The organism is Sphingobium yanoikuyae, assembly GCF_034424525.1.
Classification (GTDB): Bacteria; Pseudomonadota; Alphaproteobacteria; order Sphingomonadales; family Sphingomonadaceae; genus Sphingobium; species Sphingobium yanoikuyae.
This window is the reverse complement of sequence record NZ_CP139979.1, coordinates 1,817,501-1,833,162: the sequence shown is the minus strand read 5'-3', so window position 1 is coordinate 1,833,162 and position 15,662 is coordinate 1,817,501. Positions and strand designations below refer to the sequence as shown.

The 15,662-nt window shown below is 60.4% G+C and carries 10 protein-coding genes, 1 tRNA gene, 2 rRNA genes, 3 pseudogenes and 1 other annotated feature; of the genes and pseudogenes, 7 read left to right on the top strand and 9 right to left on the bottom strand.

Features of this window, described 5'->3' with window-relative positions:
• Nucleotides 1-22: 22 nt before the first annotated feature.
• Entirely contained in the window at nucleotides 23-1,024 is a 1,002-nt protein-coding gene (locus U0025_RS08380; RefSeq protein WP_004212623.1) for an FUSC family protein, read from the bottom strand.
• A gap of 265 nt (nucleotides 1,025-1,289) precedes the next feature.
• Nucleotides 1,290-2,513: a HEPN domain-containing protein gene (locus U0025_RS08375; protein ID WP_004212621.1), complete on the bottom strand. Its 1,224-nt coding sequence runs from the start codon at nucleotides 2,511-2,513 to the stop codon at nucleotides 1,290-1,292.
• A gap of 462 nt (nucleotides 2,514-2,975) precedes the next feature.
• On the opposite strand from U0025_RS08375, the gene ku reads away from it, so the two are divergent.
• A complete protein-coding gene (gene ku, locus U0025_RS08370; protein ID WP_004212620.1) occupies nucleotides 2,976-3,878 on the top strand; it encodes a non-homologous end joining protein Ku in 903 nt (300 codons plus the stop codon).
• 3 nt (nucleotides 3,879-3,881) lie between these two features.
• A complete protein-coding gene (locus tag U0025_RS08365) occupies nucleotides 3,882-4,139 on the top strand; it encodes a hypothetical protein (RefSeq protein ID WP_004212618.1) in 258 nt (85 codons plus the stop codon).
• 4 nt (nucleotides 4,140-4,143) lie between these two features.
• Here U0025_RS08365 and U0025_RS08360 read toward each other — a convergent pair whose 3' ends face one another.
• Nucleotides 4,144-4,434 carry a KTSC domain-containing protein gene (locus U0025_RS08360; protein WP_199909653.1) on the bottom strand — a complete coding sequence of 97 codons (291 nt, stop codon included), beginning with the start codon at nucleotides 4,432-4,434 and terminating at the stop codon, nucleotides 4,144-4,146.
• 70 nt (nucleotides 4,435-4,504) lie between these two features.
• Here U0025_RS08360 and U0025_RS08355 point away from each other — a divergent pair, with 70 nt between their 5' ends.
• The 3 genes and pseudogenes from U0025_RS08355 to U0025_RS08345 form a co-directional block, all read left to right on the top strand.
• The gene (locus tag U0025_RS08355) at nucleotides 4,505-5,446 is read left to right on the top strand and encodes a GNAT family N-acetyltransferase (RefSeq protein WP_004212616.1); all 942 of its coding nucleotides are present in this window, start codon (nucleotides 4,505-4,507) and stop codon (nucleotides 5,444-5,446) included.
• A 20-nt stretch (nucleotides 5,447-5,466) separates the two neighbouring features.
• Nucleotides 5,467-7,986 carry a DNA ligase D gene (gene ligD, locus U0025_RS08350; protein WP_004212614.1) on the top strand — a complete coding sequence of 840 codons (2,520 nt, stop codon included), beginning with the start codon at nucleotides 5,467-5,469 and terminating at the stop codon, nucleotides 7,984-7,986.
• Nucleotides 7,983-8,576: pseudogene (locus U0025_RS08345) on the top strand (exodeoxyribonuclease III); the annotation flags it as partial. The gene ligD and the pseudogene U0025_RS08345, both read left to right, overlap by 4 nt.
• Before the next feature lie 39 nt (nucleotides 8,577-8,615).
• Here U0025_RS08345 and U0025_RS08340 read toward each other — a convergent pair.
• A protein-coding gene (locus U0025_RS08340; RefSeq protein ID WP_086012831.1) for an IS3 family transposase occupies nucleotides 8,616-9,844 on the bottom strand; the annotation gives its coding sequence in 2 pieces (ribosomal slippage) (nucleotides 8,616-9,556 and nucleotides 9,556-9,844; 1,230 coding nt in all).
• Nucleotides 9,447-9,563: a sequence feature (AL1L pseudoknot), on the bottom strand. It overlaps the preceding gene by 117 nt.
• A 54-nt stretch (nucleotides 9,845-9,898) precedes the next feature.
• Here U0025_RS08340 and U0025_RS08335 point away from each other — a divergent pair.
• A pseudogene (locus U0025_RS08335) lies at nucleotides 9,899-10,135 on the top strand (exodeoxyribonuclease III); the annotation flags it as partial.
• A 71-nt stretch (nucleotides 10,136-10,206) separates the two neighbouring features.
• Here U0025_RS08335 and U0025_RS08330 read toward each other — a convergent pair.
• Complete coding sequence (locus U0025_RS08330; RefSeq protein WP_004212606.1) at nucleotides 10,207-10,470, bottom strand: DksA/TraR family C4-type zinc finger protein; 264 nt, start codon at nucleotides 10,468-10,470, stop codon at nucleotides 10,207-10,209.
• 255 nt (nucleotides 10,471-10,725) lie between these two features.
• Between U0025_RS08330 and U0025_RS08325 the strand changes: the two are divergent.
• Nucleotides 10,726-11,778 (top strand): annotated as a pseudogene (locus U0025_RS08325) (recombinase family protein); the annotation flags it as partial.
• A gap of 294 nt (nucleotides 11,779-12,072) precedes the next feature.
• Here U0025_RS08325 and U0025_RS08320 read toward each other — a convergent pair.
• From U0025_RS08320 to U0025_RS08305, 4 genes are all read right to left on the bottom strand, one after another.
• Nucleotides 12,073-12,312: a hypothetical protein gene (locus U0025_RS08320; RefSeq protein WP_037491491.1), complete on the bottom strand. Its 240-nt coding sequence runs from the start codon at nucleotides 12,310-12,312 to the stop codon at nucleotides 12,073-12,075.
• A 64-nt stretch (nucleotides 12,313-12,376) separates the two neighbouring features.
• Nucleotides 12,377-12,453 (bottom strand) — tRNA-Met (locus U0025_RS08315).
• A gap of 110 nt (nucleotides 12,454-12,563) precedes the next feature.
• A 5S ribosomal RNA gene (rrf, locus tag U0025_RS08310) occupies nucleotides 12,564-12,678 on the bottom strand.
• A 169-nt stretch (nucleotides 12,679-12,847) separates the two neighbouring features.
• A 23S ribosomal RNA gene (locus tag U0025_RS08305) occupies nucleotides 12,848-15,640 on the bottom strand.
• Between the last annotated feature and the right edge of the window lie 22 nt (nucleotides 15,641-15,662).

The following is a 15,662-nucleotide window of genomic DNA, read 5'->3' as shown; positions in this document are numbered from 1 at the left end:
ATCGCATGAATTTGCAGCAGATTCATTCGTTGTCATCGGCGTTGCGCTGACCCGGCAATCGGCGCGGTGCGATCATTGCCCCGGCCAGGGCGACAGCGCCACCGATCAGCGTTGCGAGCAATCGGTCGGTTTCCGCGCCTTTGATCTCTCCGCCCGCCAGCGCGATCATCAATATGACGCTCATGGTGATGGCCGCGCTCAGAACCGCGTAACGCGCTTTCTGGAACCCGAACGCACAACCAGCGGACAACACAGCAGCACCCGCCAGCGGAAGCGGTACCGCAGCCAGCAGATGCAGCACTATCGTCGCAAGAACAATGCCGGCGACCGTGCCGCCAATTCGCTCGATGCCACGTACACCGGTATCGCGTAGCCCCGGCTTGAGAACGACCATAGCGGTCAGGGCAGCCCAGTAGCCATGCTCGACACCTGCCTTGTCCGCGGCGACTTTTGCGATGGTGATACACAGCGCCGCTCGAAGCGCGTGGAGCAGCATTTCCTGTCGGGTCGCCCGATCGCTGCGCGCTGCCGGAATTTCTTTTCCCTCGCCGATCACTCCCACCATCAATCCGACCGCTGCGATCTGGATCGCAGACCCACCCGCCACCAACACAGCCCGGCGCAGACCATCGAGCACGCTTCCGGGGAAGTGCAGCGCCAGCAGAAAGGCAATGATGATCTGGAGCCAGACCCACCACAAATCGATGTCGCGGCTGATCAACGCACCGCAAAGGCCTCCCATTAGGGCTGTCGCCGCCAGTGTCACATATGGATCGTTGCCAAGGATCGTGCCGATAAAGGCGACAAGTGTCATGCCGATTCCAGCCAGCGTCATCGCGGCCCATCGATTATGAAACACTCGCTTGGTCGCCCCGAAGCCGACCGAGAACGCCGCACCCGCTGCGATGGAGGCCGGCATCGCGGCGCCGGCACTCACACCGCCCACAAGCAACAGGGCGAACCCTGGCATCGCCAACAAAGCACTATGCGTGTTGAATCGAAATATATCTTTGAACTGAGGCATCAATCGGGGCGCCCTCCTGCAGGACACTCCTATCGTGATGATCTCGCGCTTGCCACATGCGCATGCGGACGAGAGCGGCATGTGCGACATGCATTGCCGTTTCATCACTGCCGGCTACGGCTTGCGACATGCCACGAAGCTGCCAGCAGGGTTCTCCCGTCGAGGAGCCCTTCACATCCTCGGTAATTCGGGACCTTGGGCGGTGCATTTCAATGCAGTGCGGCGCGCGGTCCACTCCGGGACTTTCCTTTCGCAGAACGCTTCCTCAACCGGTATCGGCGGGTAACCCTTCATAGCCTGTCACCAACCCCACGGACCGGATCAACGCGCAGACCGTCCCCACAATCTCGTCAGGCGGCACCGCCGCCCCTACGGCCCGCGCCAGCTCCGGGGTTCTGCCCTGGCTGTGATAGCGAGAGAGCGGGCCAATCAACCGCATCAGATCTGGCGAGGGCTCGGGCAACCCGTTCCTCAAGGCGTCCAGCAAGGCATGCTCGAGATCGAGGCCGATTTGCCGGCGGATCAAGTGGTCGTGGTAGCCTGCCTTCAAAAGGATCGCCTTGAGCCCAAACTCGGTAGAATAGGCGGCATGGCGGACGAGGACATCAAGCCCGTATTTCGGCAGGGTCTCCTCCGCTGTCTCCAGGAAATACAGGGCGTGACGGTAATGAGACACCGCCAGAATCCGGTCGAAGTCCTGGGGGCGGTGATAGAGGTTGAGGTTGCGGGATGGGTGATTGCGCGCTCCGGGACGAAGCGAATGCGGGAGGGCATCGTCCCCGATGCACCCGAGCAATTTCCCAAAGGCCTGAGCGAGGTGCATCTCTTCTTTAGCTGAGCTGCGTGTGCACTTCGCCAGTCCCTTGACCGTGCCCAGCCCATGGCGCCGGTACCAGGCGAAGGCAGAATGCTGCGGTTCGGGCAGCCTCATGGCAGCGGCCGTAATCCTGTCAAAACGCGCCTGCGCCTTTGGCTCCCGCGGTCCATCCATTGCGCGGTCGTAGAGAACGATGCCCGTGTCATAGCGATCCGTCAGGAAGTGGTTGTCTTCAACGCGGAACCGTTTGGGCTCATCGATGGTGAAGATGGACAACGTGATCGTCGCCAGGTGATCCACTTCCGCTTTAATGATATGTCGGGCCTCATCCAGATGGCGTGCCCTTCCCTTATTGAACTCGGGATCGACGAATGCCCAGAGTTCGAATTTGGAGAGTTCAAGTTGGTGCTTGTCGATCTTTTGCGGATCGGCGTTGTCGCCCACGAGCATGAGCCAGTAGAGCGAGCCGTACCCGAACGCACGTTCCTGCCCGTCATCGAGACAGGCACATAATATCCGCGTCGTGCGCTCGATCGCTATTCGGTCGTGGGGACATAGATGCATGACGCGCGGCGGAACGCGCTGTCGCAGCTTTTCGAATTCCTCGACAGTGACGTGATCGCCCGTACGGCCCGATAGGGAAGGTGCATCGTCTCCACGGCTTTCGTGCATGGGAATCTCCATCCCGCATCCATGGCGGATGAGGCGGAAGTGCCGAGGCGGATGCGGTGACGATCCCGAACTCCCGCGCACTGGACGCGGGAGCCGCCGGGACTGCTAACACGCAAATGACATGCGCCGCCGTCTTTCACCCGAAGGTTTGGACATGCACGGCGGCATCCCGGAAAACAGAGTTTCCCGAGCTTCCTTGGCCATTTGCGGGATTAGCAGTCCCGGCCCTGCCCTTTTCGCAGCGCCCTCGCCTTCTAGCACTCAACCATAGGGAAGCAAAGTTTGCTGATGCCGTTCCTTATCCCGACCAGCGAGCCGCTGATCGCGGGCTAGCGACAGCCCCATGCACCGGTCATCGACACCTTTGCCTGGTGCGGCGACGTAGATTACGCGGCGATGCAGATTGCGCGGGAACGAGCCGAAGGCATTAGGGATTAGGAGAATCTGCGAAGGAGAGGATCGATGGCTGCACGTCCCTATTGGAAAGGTCAGATCCGACTGGCGCTGGTCTCCATTCCCGTTGAAATCTATTCGGCGACGAGGAGCGGCGCCACGATCGCGTTCAACCAGATCCATGAGCCATCGGGCCAACGGATCAAGTATGAAAAGATCGTGCCGGGGATCGGCCCTGTCGACGTCGATGAGATCGTCAAGGGCTTCGAATATGCCAAGGGCGAGTATGTCCTGCTCGACGACGACGAGATCGAGGGGGTCAAACTGGAGAGCAAGAAAACGCTCGAGTTGACCCAGTTCGTCGATAGCCATGACATCGACGCGATCTATTTCGAGAAGCCCTATTATGTCGTGCCGGCCGACGATCTCGCCGAGGAGGCTTTCATCGTCCTGCGCGAGGCACTCCGCCGCACCCGCAAGATCGGCCTCGGCCAGCTTGCGATGCGCGGACGGGAATATGTCGTCAGCATAAAGGCTTGCGGGCGCGGCATGGTGATGGAGACACTGCGATACGCCGACGAGGTAAACAAGGCGACGAGCTATTTCCGCGAGATCGGTGATACCGATCCGGACGAGGAATTGCTCGACCTCGCCACCACCTTGATCGACAAGAAGACCGGCAAGTTCGATGCGAGGGAGTTTCACGATCGCTATGCCGACGCGCTCAAGGAGCTGATCGAGCGCAAGAAGAAGGGCAAGACGCTTAACATCGAGAGCGATGACAAGGGCAGCGATTCGCGTGGTTCCAACGTCGTCGACCTGATGGCCGCCCTCAAGAACTCGCTCGGCTCATCGGGTGGCGGCTCGTCCAAGGCGACGGCAAAGAAGACCAGCAAGGCTGCCGCGAAACCGGCCGCCAAGAAGGCTGCGGCCAAGCCAGCCACGAAACCGGCTGCGCGCAAGCGGGCCTGATCCGTGGCGGACAGATCCGACCCGGTAGCGGCGACCGTCGACGACGATGCAGCATTTGCCGAAGGCGCCATCACGCTGTGGGCCAATCTGTTGACGTTGATCGGCACGCACTTGCGAGAAACGGGCACGCCCCGCCAGGAAGTGCTCGACATGCTCACCATGCTTCATGAGACCAATGAGGAGACGATCAGGTCGCCGCGCGCGCGGGCCATCGCTTCTCGGCATCTGATGTCGGTTTACCGTGCCCTTGGCGAAGCCTGAGCGATCAGGCGTTCGGCCCGAAGCGCCGTCGTTCGGGATCGCGTGCGTAGCGAAAACGGTCCTTGATCAGCTCATTGAAGAAGCTTCCGGCAGAAGCCGCATGGCAGAAGGCCTCGAAGGTCTCGGCCGGCACGTCGTAATAGAGATATGTGCCAGTATCGCGAAACGAGATCGACAGGATACCGGCATCGTCGTCGAAGCCGATGCGGCTGATCATCGAGGATTGGGAGAAGGGATGCGCGCGCATATCTGGAGAACCGCGCATCACCGGGTGCCGTTCCGGGCGTCGCGCCATCTGGAACCCATAAGACGCCGAGGCGCCCCTGCCGCACTGACAAATACTGGCATCGCAGGCTCGTCGTAAGATGGCAGAGGTCAGCGACGACGAGCTCCGCGAGATGGCGCAGCACCGGGGGCTGAGGCTGGTCAAGTCGCGGCGACGCAAGCCCGGCACCGGCGACTTCGGGAAATATGGCCTGACCGATGCGGGTGGCAAGGCGCTGCTCGGTATCGGCGACGATGGCCTGACCGCGAGCGCCGACGACATCCAGGACTATCTGCGAAGCAGCGAGCAAAGCACATGGAAGCAGTCGGCCGACGCGACTCCCGATCGACCTGCCCCCAGAGAGAAACCCCGCCCGCCCAAGCCCGAGGAGGACGAGGAACCCATCCGCCGCCGGGCAAAACCGGTGTTACGAGATCGTTCGGCGCCGCATAGACGAGAAGAGCCAGGTCCGGCACGGAAACCTTCCAAGAAGGCGCGTTCAAAGCCTTCACTCCGGCTCGTCCCAAAAGCTGAGCCAGCGCCCCAGCCCGATCCCGAGCCTATGCCCGCACCCGAACCGGAGCTGCGTATTCGCGCTGTCACCGCGAACGATGCCGGTTCCCTGGCGGCGCTTTTCGCCCTGCTCAGCGGTGTATCGCTCGATAGCACGCAGGTCGCCGACAATCTCGCAGCCGGCCGAAAGGCGAAGGCCGGAATGGTAGTCGCCGAGCTGGGCGATATCGTCGGCTGCTGCGGATGGGCGGTTGTAGGGACTATCCATCGCGGCCCGATCGGGCGCGTGACAGTGCTCATAGTCGACAAGAGCCACCGTCGTCGAGGCATCGGAACGGCGATGCTGGCGGCCGCCGAGACCGCGCTGGCCAAGGCCGGCTGCCGTCAAATCGAGGCGATGAGCGACATCACGATCGACAACAGCCATAATTTCTTCCGCTCGCTGAAGTTCGAACAGGCAAGCTATCGCTTCGTCCGCACGATCGGCGAAGGGGCGAGTGGGGAACGAGTTCGCCACCGCACGAATTAACAGGCTGATCGGAAATCGATATGGCACAAGCCTCGAGAGCGAACATCACTTCGGCCGACGAGCGCCTCGCAAAATATCGCGAGAAGCGCGACTTTGACCGCACGGCCGAACCGTCGGGCGCAACCGAGCCGACCACCGGCAACGGCTTTGTCGTCCAGAAGCATGCGGCGTCGCGCCTCCACTATGATTTCCGCCTCGAACTGGACGGCACGCTGGTGAGCTGGGCGGTCACGCGCGGGCCGAGCAGCAATCCCGACGACAAGCGCCTCGCGGTCCGCACCGAGGACCACCCGCTCGACTATGCCCGGTTCGAAGGCACGATCCCCAAAGGCGAATATGGCGGCGGCACGGTGATGCTGTGGGACAATGGCACCTGGGAATCGATCCCCGGCAAGGATCCTCGCCAGACGCTGCCCGAAGGTCACCTCCACTTCATTCTTCACGGCCGGCGGATGCAGGGTGAGTGGATCCTCTTTCGTCTGAAGCCGCGCGGCAAGGAAAAGGGCGAGAACTGGATTTTGCGAAAGGTGCAGGATGAATTCGCCGGCGGCTCAGACGATCTGATCGGCACCCATCTTACCAGCGTCGATACGGGGCGCACGATGGAGGAGATTGCAGCGGGCAAGGCTGTGCGCAAGCGCAAGGCGGGCGCCAAAGCGTCACCTGCGGCGGCCGGCAATTCCAGAACGCCCGCCGCCGCGCCCGCCCGCCGCAAGAAATCTGGCCTATTGCCGCCGTTTCAGCCGGTGCAGCTGGCCGCGCTCGTCGATCATGTCCCACCGGGCGATCGCTGGCTGCACGAACTCAAATATGACGGCTATCGAACGCTCCTCGCGATCGGTGGCGGCGAAGGGCGCGCCTATACGCGCTCGGGTCTCGACTGGTCCGATCGGTTCGCCGGGCTGATCACCGACGCGTTGAAGCTGAACGTCGGCAGCGCGCTGATCGATGGCGAGGCGGTGGTGACCCTTCCCGACGGCCGTACCAGCTTTCAGGCCCTGCAGGCGGCGCTCAAAAGCGATCCTGACGCGATCGACTATTTCGCCTTCGACCTGCTTGAACTGGACGGCGAGGATCTGACCCGGTCGCCGCTGATCGAGCGAAAGGAGAAGCTGGCGGCGCTGATCGGCGAAGCCAAAGGGCGCATCCGCTATTCCGATCACATCGTCGGCAATGGCGAGAAGCTGCTAGCCAGCTTCTGCGGCGCCGGCCTCGAAGGGGTGATCTCGAAGCGCGCCGACGCGCGATACAGCGGCTCGCGCTCGGGCACTTGGCTCAAGACCAAGTGTATCCGCCGGCAGGAGTTCGTCATTGTCGGCTGGACGCCCTCGGATAAGCAGCGCGGGTTCCGCTCGCTGCTGCTCGGCGTCAACGAGAATGGGAAGCTGCGCTATGCCGGCAAGGCCGGGACCGGCTTTACCGCCGATGAGATCGAGCGGCTCATGGAAATCATGGCGCCGCTCGCGCGCAAAGGCCCGACCGTCGACGCGCCCCGCGCCGCTGTTCGCGGCGCGCATTGGATCGAACCCAGGCTTGTGGCCGAGATCGCCTTTGTCGAGTTCACCGACGAAGGCGTGCTGCGTCATCCGAGCTATCTTGGGCTTCGCGAGGACAAGAAGCCCGAAGCCGTCGTGCTGGAGACCGAGACACCGGTTGCCATCGCGACCACCCCGGCCCGCAGCAGCGTCAAGATCAGCAATCGCGAGCGGGTGATCTTTCCGGAAGGCAAGCTCACCAAAGGCCAGCTCGCCGATTATTATGAGATCGTCGCGCCGATCATGCTGCCTTGGGCCGGCAGCAGGCCGATCAGCCTCGTACGCTGTCCGCAGGGTCGATCGAAGAAATGCTTCTTCCAGAAACATGACGCCGGCAGCTTTGGCGACGACGTCAAACAAGTCGGCATCCGCGAGAAGGACGGCCATGACGAACCCTATCTGTTCGTCGATACGCCCGCCGGCCTGCTCACCTGCGTCCAGATGGGCACGATCGAGTTTCATGGCTGGGGCGCGCGGATCGAGGATGTCGAGAAGGCTGATCGCCTGGTTTTCGATCTCGATCCCGACGAGGGACTGGATTTCCAGGATGTCGTCTCGGCGGCGTTCCATGTGCAGGACGTGCTCGCTCAGATGGGTCTGACGACCTTCCCGATGGTCACCGGGGGCAAGGGCGTCCATGTCATCGCGCCGCTCACGCCCTCGGCCGAATGGCCGGTAGTAAAGGACTTCGCACATCGCTTTGCTTTGGCGCTCGCCCAGGCCGAGCCGGGCCGCTTCACCGCCGCGTTGGCCAAGGCGAAGCGCACGGGCAGAATCTTCATCGACTATCTGCGCAATCAGCGCGGCGCGACCGCAGTCATGCCCTATAGCGCGCGGACACGCGAATATGCGCCGATCGCGGTTCCGCTGACCTGGGAGGAACTGCGCGATCTCGACAAGCCATCGCACTGGCATATCGGCGATGGAGCGGAGATGGTGAAGCGCGCGGCGTCGAAGAACCTTGCCCATTGGGGGCGCGCCGATCAGATCCTTCCCGACCTGTGATCATCGCGACCTACAATGTGAATGGGGTCAATGGCCGCTTGCCGGTGCTGCTGCGTTGGCTGGCCGAACGCCAGCCCGACATCGTCGTCCTGCAGGAATTGAAGGCGCCGCAGGAGAAATTCCCGCTGCGAGCGATCCGCGATCTTGGCTATGATGCGATCTGGCACGGGCAAAAGAGCTGGAACGGCGTCGCCATCCTCAGCCGTGTCGGCGAGATTCACGAAACCCGCCGGGGTTTGCCCGGCGATCCCGATGACAGTCACATCCGCTATATCGAGGCGGCGGTCAACGGAATCCTGATCGGCGGCCTCTATCTACCCAACGGCAATCCCAGACCCGGCCCCAAGTTCGACTATAAGCTCCGTTGGTTCGAGCGCCTGATCGCGCATGCTGCGGGGCTGCTTGAAACCGGCCTGCCGGTGATGCTCGCCGGGGATTTCAACGTCATGCCGACCGAACTGGACGTCTACAAACCCGAGCGCTGGCTCGACGACGCGCTGTTCGCGCCCGAGGTGCGCGCGGCTTATTTCCGGCTGCTCGACCAGGGCTGGGCCGACGCATTGCGCATCCTCCACCCGGGCGAGGCGCTGTGAACCGCGCCGGGTCTGCCGGAGGCGTTGGGTTGTGAGTCACGCTGCCATATCGATGTTGTCTGCGGCAGCATAATATTGATCTTCGGCTTCGGCAGGCGGGATGTTGCCGATGGGCTCCAGCAATCGGCGATGGTTGAACCAGTCGACCCATTCCAGCGTGGCGTACTCAACCGCTTCGAAGCTGCGCCACGGTCCGCGCCGGTGGATCACCTCGGCTTTGTAAAGGCCGTTGATCGTCTCGGCCAAAGCATTGTCATAGCTGTCGCCGACGCTGCCGACCGAGGGCTCGATCCCGGCTTCGGCGAGGCGCTCGGTGTACTTGATGGACACGTATTGTGACCCGCGGTCGCTATGATGGATGAGGCCGCCCCGGTGGGGCGGCCGACGATCGTGAAGCGCCTGTTCCAGTGCATCGAGGACGAAGCTGGCATGGGCCGTCCGGCTGGCTCGCCAGCCAACGATCCGCCGAGCATAGGTATCGATGACGAAGGCGACGTAGACGAACCCCGCCCAGGTCGCGACGTAGGTGAAGTCCGACACCCACAGCATGTTTGGCGCTGGCGCGTAGAACCTGCGGTTGACGTGATCGAGCGGGCACGGTGCCGCCTTGTCGCTGATGGTCGTGCGCACCGGCTTGCCCCGGATCACACCTGCCAAGCCCATCTCACGCATCAGCCGAGCGACCGTACAGCGTGCGATCGGAAAGCCTTCCCGCATCATCTGTCGCCAGACCTTGCGCACACCGTAGACCGCAAAGTTCTGGGCGAACACGCGCGCGACCTCCGGCTTGAGGACCGCATCCTGCCGTGCTCGCGCCGACAGGCGTGTTGGATCCTGTCGCTGCGCGACGCGCTCGTGATAGGTGGATGGGGCGATCGGCAGGACGCGGCAGATCGGCTCGACCCCATAGGCATCGCGGTGATCGTCGATAAACGCGATCATCGCCGGAACGGGCGGTCGAGCTCCGCCTGAGCAAAATATGCTGACGCCTTGCGTAGAATCTCGTTGGCCTGGCGCAGCTCGCGGACCTCGCGCTCCAGCGCCTTCATCTTGTCGGCAACCTCGGTCGGAACACCGGCCCGCTTGCCGCTGTTGACCTCCGCCTTCTTCACCCACTCATGCAGCGTCTGCGGAACGCAGCCGATCTTCTCCGCGATCGACACCACCGCCGCCCAGCGGGAGGGATAATCGCGCTCGTGATCGACCACCATCCGCACGGCCCGCTCGCGGACTTCCGGCGCAAACTTGTTCGTCGTCTTGCTCATACAGGCTCCACCTTCTCAGGAGTTGGAACCTCCGGCAAACCCGGCGCGGTTCAGATCTACACATTCTGGGACTATTTTCGGAACGCCTACGCCCGCAACGCCGGTCTCCGGATCGATCATCTGCTGCTCAGTCCGGTGCTCACCGACCGGCTCACCGACGCGCAGGTGGACCGCCACGTGCGCGGCTGGGAAAAGACCAGCGACCACGCACCGGTCTGGATCGAAATTGCCGGCAAGCCGGTACGCCGCCGGAAGTCCGCATCGGCAAGGAAGAACGATGCGATGTCGTGATATTAGAGGCTTTTCCCTGAACGATTTTCCCCGAGTGCGCTGAATGACGGGTTTGAACCGTACCGACAGGTCTATCGTAGCTGGCTGTCCTTGCTCCCGCGCCGGTTGATCCCGACAGCGCGCATATTCGCATCCCGCTTCGCCTGGCACGCAACGCAGGTCCGCGTACCCGGCAAGGCGGCGCGGCGAGCCTGCGGAATGTCCTCGCCGCAATCGTCGCATTCGTCGCTACCTTCGCCCGTCGGCATCATGCCTCGGGCTCGCAAGACAGCATCGGTCACCGTATCATCGATCTGATCCTGTACGGCGCCATCGCGCGCCCATCCGTTCGCCATGTCGGATTCCTCGATCAAGTAATTGCGACCCCCCTAGATAGGGAGCGACATAAGCGATTACAAAGATGCACTCGAATGCGAGCGGTACCCGCCTATGAAATCTTTGTCCGCCAATGAGGAACGTCGCCATGGATCATTCTGAAGCCTAGGCTATCTTGTCCTCGTGAGCTGCAGGAATGCTCCACTGCCTAAATGCGGGCCGCCCAATTTGGCAGGTAACGAGCATCATGTTAATTTCTCCGCGAGGAGAACGATATGACCCGCGTCGCCCTTTATGCCCGCTATTCCGACGACAAGCAGAGTGCTGCCTCGATCGAGGATCAGTTCCTAATATGCCGGGAGCAGGCGAAGCGTGAAGGCTGGCATGTTATAGGCAGCTACAAGGACGCTGCGATCTCCGGCGCCAGCGTTATCCTGCGCCCCGGCATTCAGGCCCTCGTTCAGGACGCACAGATGGGCCGGTTCGATGTTCTGCTCGCGGAGGCGTTGGATCGCGTATCCCGCGATCAAGCCGACGTTGCAACGCTCTACAAGCACCTGCAATTCGCTGGCGTGAAGATCGTCACGCTGGCTGAAGGCGAGGTGTCCGAGCTACATGTCGGCCTTAAGGGCACCATGAATGCCCTGTTCCTCAAGGACCTTGCGAAGAAGACCCATCGTGGCCTGCGCGGACGCGTCGAGAAAGGCAAGTCTGGTGGTGGCCTGTGCTACGGCTATGACGTTGTTCGCCGCTTCTCCAGCGAAGGCGAGGCAGTCCATGGCGAGCGCAGCATCAATGCCGTCGAAGCCGAGGTGGTGCGTCAGGTCTTCCGGCAGTTCGCCAACGGACTCAGCCCTCAGGCGATTGCGCGACGCTTGAATGAAGCAGGCATACCCGCGCCGACCGGCACACTTTGGACGTCGACGACGATCCGGGGGCACGCAAAGCGTGGGACCGGTCTGCTTAACAACGAGCTCTATATCGGGAAGCTGGTCTGGAACCGGCTTCGCTATCTCAAGAATCCTCAGACCGGCAAGCGCGTGTCACGGATCAATCCGCAATCGGAATGGATCGTCACCGACGTCCCCGATCTACGGATCGTCGATGAGGAACTGTGGCAGGCAGCCAAGGCAAGACAGGAAGATATAGCGGTCCAGTATGCCGGCGTGATCGAAGCGACGCGCGCGGCACACAACAAACTGAACCGAACCCGTCGGCCGAGGAGCCTTCTCTCCGGCCTCGTTTACTGCGGATGCTGCGGCGGGTCTTATACCCTTCGCGGGCAGGGGCGGTTTGCGTGTTCGAACCATATCGACACGAGAAGCTGTTCGAACGGGCATAGCATCTCTCGTGAGAAACTGGAGGCGCGGGTTCTCGATGGCCTCCGCGATCGGATGATGAGCCCCGAAGTGGCCGCCAAGGCCATTCGCACCTGCGTAGAGGAGACCAATCGTCTGAACCGCGAGCGCCGGGCAACCGACACGGCAGATCGCGCTGAACTCGAGAAGGTTTTGAAAGCGATCAAGGGCGTTCTGGACATAGTGGAAGAAGGCAAGGGAACACGCACCCTCGTCGACCGCCTTCTCGATCTGGAAGCACAGGAGGACACCATCCGCGCCCGTCTAGCTGCCGCGCCGGCTGATGTTCCGGATATCCATCCCAACATCGCCGAGATTTATCGCGGCAAGGTCGAGCGCCTGGCAGACGCCCTGGTCTGTCCCGAAGAGCGCGAAGAGGCCGCCGACGCCCTGCGCGGGCTCATCGAGCGCGTCGTCCTGACGCCGGGCACCAGGCGCGGCGAAGTCAACGCTATGCTGCATGGTGAATTCGGTACCATCCTGGATTGGCTGGAGCGGCAGCAATCCGCCAAAAACGATACCGCCCCCGGCGCTGGTGCGTCGGAGGTGTCCGGTATGTCGGTATCGGTGGTTGCGGGAGTAGGATTTGAACCTACGACCTTCAGGTTATGAGCCTGACGAGCTACCGGGCTGCTCCATCCCGCGACACTGGGCGATTTGGGTGCCCTGACACGCAAAAAGGGCGGCTTTGTCGGCCGCCCTGTTTTGTAACATTGTGATGGGTTTTTGATCCGTTGCTATGCGCGTGCTTCAATGCCTGGCGACGCCCTACTCTTCCAGTGCTTGAGCAATAGTACCATCGGCGCAGACTGGTTTCACGGCCGAGTTCGGGATGGGATCGGGTGGGTCACAGACGCTATGGTCACCAAGCAATGAAGCAGGCGCATAACTGCGGGTTTTTAATCGATACCGTGCACAATTCACTTTCACTTGGGAAAGTGAACAACAAGAGCTTTGGAGTTTGTATGTTCGTATATCTGGGCTGGCTTAACGACCACATCGTGGACAGTTCCCAGAACTGTCGTTGATGGTGGGACTCTTAAGCGCGAACAGAGCAATTAGGACTGGTTAGCTCCATGCGTTACCGCACTTCCACATCCAGCCTATCAACGTCGTGGTCTACGACGGCTCGATGAAATCTTATCTTGAGGGAGGCTTCCCGCTTAGATGCTTTCAGCGGTTATCCCGTCCATACATAGCTACCCTGCTGCGCCACTGGCGTGACGACAGGTACACCAGAGGTATGTTCAACCCGGTCCTCTCGTACTAGGGTCAACTCCTCTCAAATTTCGACGCCCACGGCAGATAGGGACCAAACTGTCTCGCGACGTTCTGAACCCAGCTCACGTACCACTTTAATTGGCGAACAGCCAAACCCTTGGGACCTGCTCCAGCCCCAGGATGTGATGAGCCGACATCGAGGTGCCAAACGATTCCGTCGATATGAGCTCTTGGGAATCATCAGCCTGTTATCCCCGGCGTACCTTTTATCCGTTGAGCGATGGCCCTTCCACGAGGGACCACCGGATCACTATGACCGACTTTCGTCTCTGCTCGACTTGTCAGTCTCGCAGTCAGGCGGGCTTATGCCATTGCACTCTAACAGACGGTTTCCAACCGTCCTGAGCCCACCATCGCGCGCCTCCGTTACTCTTTAGGAGGCGACCGCCCCAGTCAAACTACCCGCCACAGAGGGTCCCTGCACCGGATAACGGTGCGAGGTTAGACATCAGAAAACAACAGGGTGGTATTTCACCTATGGCTCCACATCAACTGGCGTCAATGCTTCAAAGCCTCCCACCTATGCTACACAGTTCTTTCCTAATGCCACTCTGAAGCTGCAGTAAAGGTGCACGGGGTCTTTCCGTCTAACCGCGGGTACTCCGCATCTTCACGGAGAATTCAATTTCGCTGAGCATATCCTGGAGACAGTGGGGAAGTCGTTACGCCATTCGTGCAGGTCGGAACTTACCCGACAAGGAATTTCGCTACCTTAGGACCGTTATAGTTACGGCCGCCGTTTACCTGGGCTTCAATTCAGAGCTTGCACTCCTCCTCTTAACCTTCAGGCACCGGGCAGGCGTCAGGCCCTATACGTCGTCTTGAAGCCGACTTAGCAGAGCCCTGTGTTTTTGCTAAACAGTCGCTACCCCCTGGCCTGTGCCCCCCATCAAAAGTTGCCTTGAGATGGGGCCTCCTTCTTCCGAAGGTACGGAGGCAATTTGCCGAGTTCCTTCAGGATACTTCTCTCAAACGCCTTGGTATACTCTACCATTCCACCTGTGTCGGTTTAGGGTACGGTCTATACGGTGGGGCTATTTCCTGGGACCCCTTCACTGCCCGGAGCAATCCAATAAGCCCGAACAATTTACGGCATCCGTCACACACCACCAGGCCCACGAATATTAACGTGGTTCCCATCGACTACCCCCTTCGGGCTCGTCTTAGGGGCCGGCTTACCCTGCTCAGATTAGCTTTAAGCAGGAACCCTTGGAATTTCGGCGAGAGGGCATCTCACCCTCTTAATCGCTACTCATGTCTGCATTCGCACTTCCGATACCTCCACGGTCGGTTACCCTTCCGCTTCAACGGCCTACGGAACGCTCCGCTACCGCTCAGTCATAAGACTGAACCCTAAGCTTCGGTGCATCACTTTAGCCCCGTTACATCTTCGCCGCAGGATCTCTTATTTAGACCAGTGAGCTGTTACGCTTTCTTTAAAGGATGGCTGCTTCTAAGCCAACCTCCTGGTTGTTTTGGAAATCCCACATGCTTTCCCACTTAGTGATGACTTGGGGACCTTAGCTGTAGGTTAGGGCTGTTTCCCTTTTGACGACGGACCTTAGCACCCGCCGTCTGTCTGCCGAACTAGACTCGTTGGTATTCGGAGTTTGGTTAGAATTGGTAGATCTCGCGACCCCCGCATCCATCCAGTGCTCTACCCCCAACGGCAAATATTCGACGCTCTACCTCAATAGATTTCGCGGAGAACCAGCTATTTCCCGGCTTGATTGGCCTTTCACCCCTAAGCACAACTCATCCGACAATTTTTCAACATTGAACGGTTCGGTCCTCCAGTGCGTGTTACCGCACCTTCAACCTGGTCATGCATAGATCGCCGGGTTTCGGGTCTAATGCATCAAACTATGGCGCCCTATTCAGACTCGCTTTCGCTGCGCCTACACCTAACGGCTTAAGCTTGCTTGATACACTAAGTCACAGACCCATTATGCAAGAGGTACGCGGTCAGGTCTCAAGGACCCTCCCACTGCTTGTAGGCATCCGGTTTCAGGTACTGTTTCACTCCCCTCATCGGGGTGCTTTTCACCTTTCCCTCACGGTACTGGTTCACTATCGGTCATGTACGAGTATTTAGGCTTGGAGGGTGGTCCCCCCATGTTCAGACAGAGTTTCACGTGCTCCGCCCTACTCAAGTCCTGATGTTTCATTTTCGCATACGGGGCTGTCACCCGCTATGGCCGAACTTTCCAGATCGTTCTGCTAATTAAACATCAGGCACTGGCCTGGTCCGCGTTCGCTCGCCACTACTAACGGAATCTCGGTTGATGTCTTTTCCTCCGGGTACTGAGATGTTTCAGTTCTCCGGGTTCGCTTCACCAAAGCCTATTTTATTCAGCTTAGTGATACCTCTCCCATTTAACTACGCGCCTGGAAAACCAAGAACGGAATTAAATGGTGAAGGTGGGTTGTCCCATTCGGAAATCGCGGGATCAAAGCCTGCTCACGGCTCCCCCACGCTTATCGCAGCGTGCCACGTCCTTCATCGCCTGTACATGCCAAGGCATTCACCAGATGCCCTTACCTCACGCTTGAGAGTCCACACCACCAACGAC

Bases quoted from the DNA above. Each gene is read 5' to 3' on its own strand.
- U0025_RS08380 (WP_004212623.1), bottom strand. From the start codon at position 1,024: ATGCCTCAGTTCAAAGATATATTTCGATTCAACACGCATAGTGCTTTG.
- U0025_RS08375 (WP_004212621.1), bottom strand. From the start codon at position 2,513: ATGCACGAAAGCCGTGGAGACGATGCACCTTCCCTATCGGGCCGTACG.
- ku (WP_004212620.1), top strand. From the start codon at position 2,976: ATGGCTGCACGTCCCTATTGGAAAGGTCAGATCCGACTGGCGCTGGTC.
- U0025_RS08360 (WP_199909653.1), bottom strand. From the start codon at position 4,434: ATGGCGCGACGCCCGGAACGGCACCCGGTGATGCGCGGTTCTCCAGAT.
- U0025_RS08355 (WP_004212616.1), top strand. From the start codon at position 4,505: ATGGCAGAGGTCAGCGACGACGAGCTCCGCGAGATGGCGCAGCACCGG.
- ligD (WP_004212614.1), top strand. From the start codon at position 5,467: ATGGCACAAGCCTCGAGAGCGAACATCACTTCGGCCGACGAGCGCCTC.
- U0025_RS08330 (WP_004212606.1), bottom strand. From the start codon at position 10,470: ATGGCGAACGGATGGGCGCGCGATGGCGCCGTACAGGATCAGATCGAT.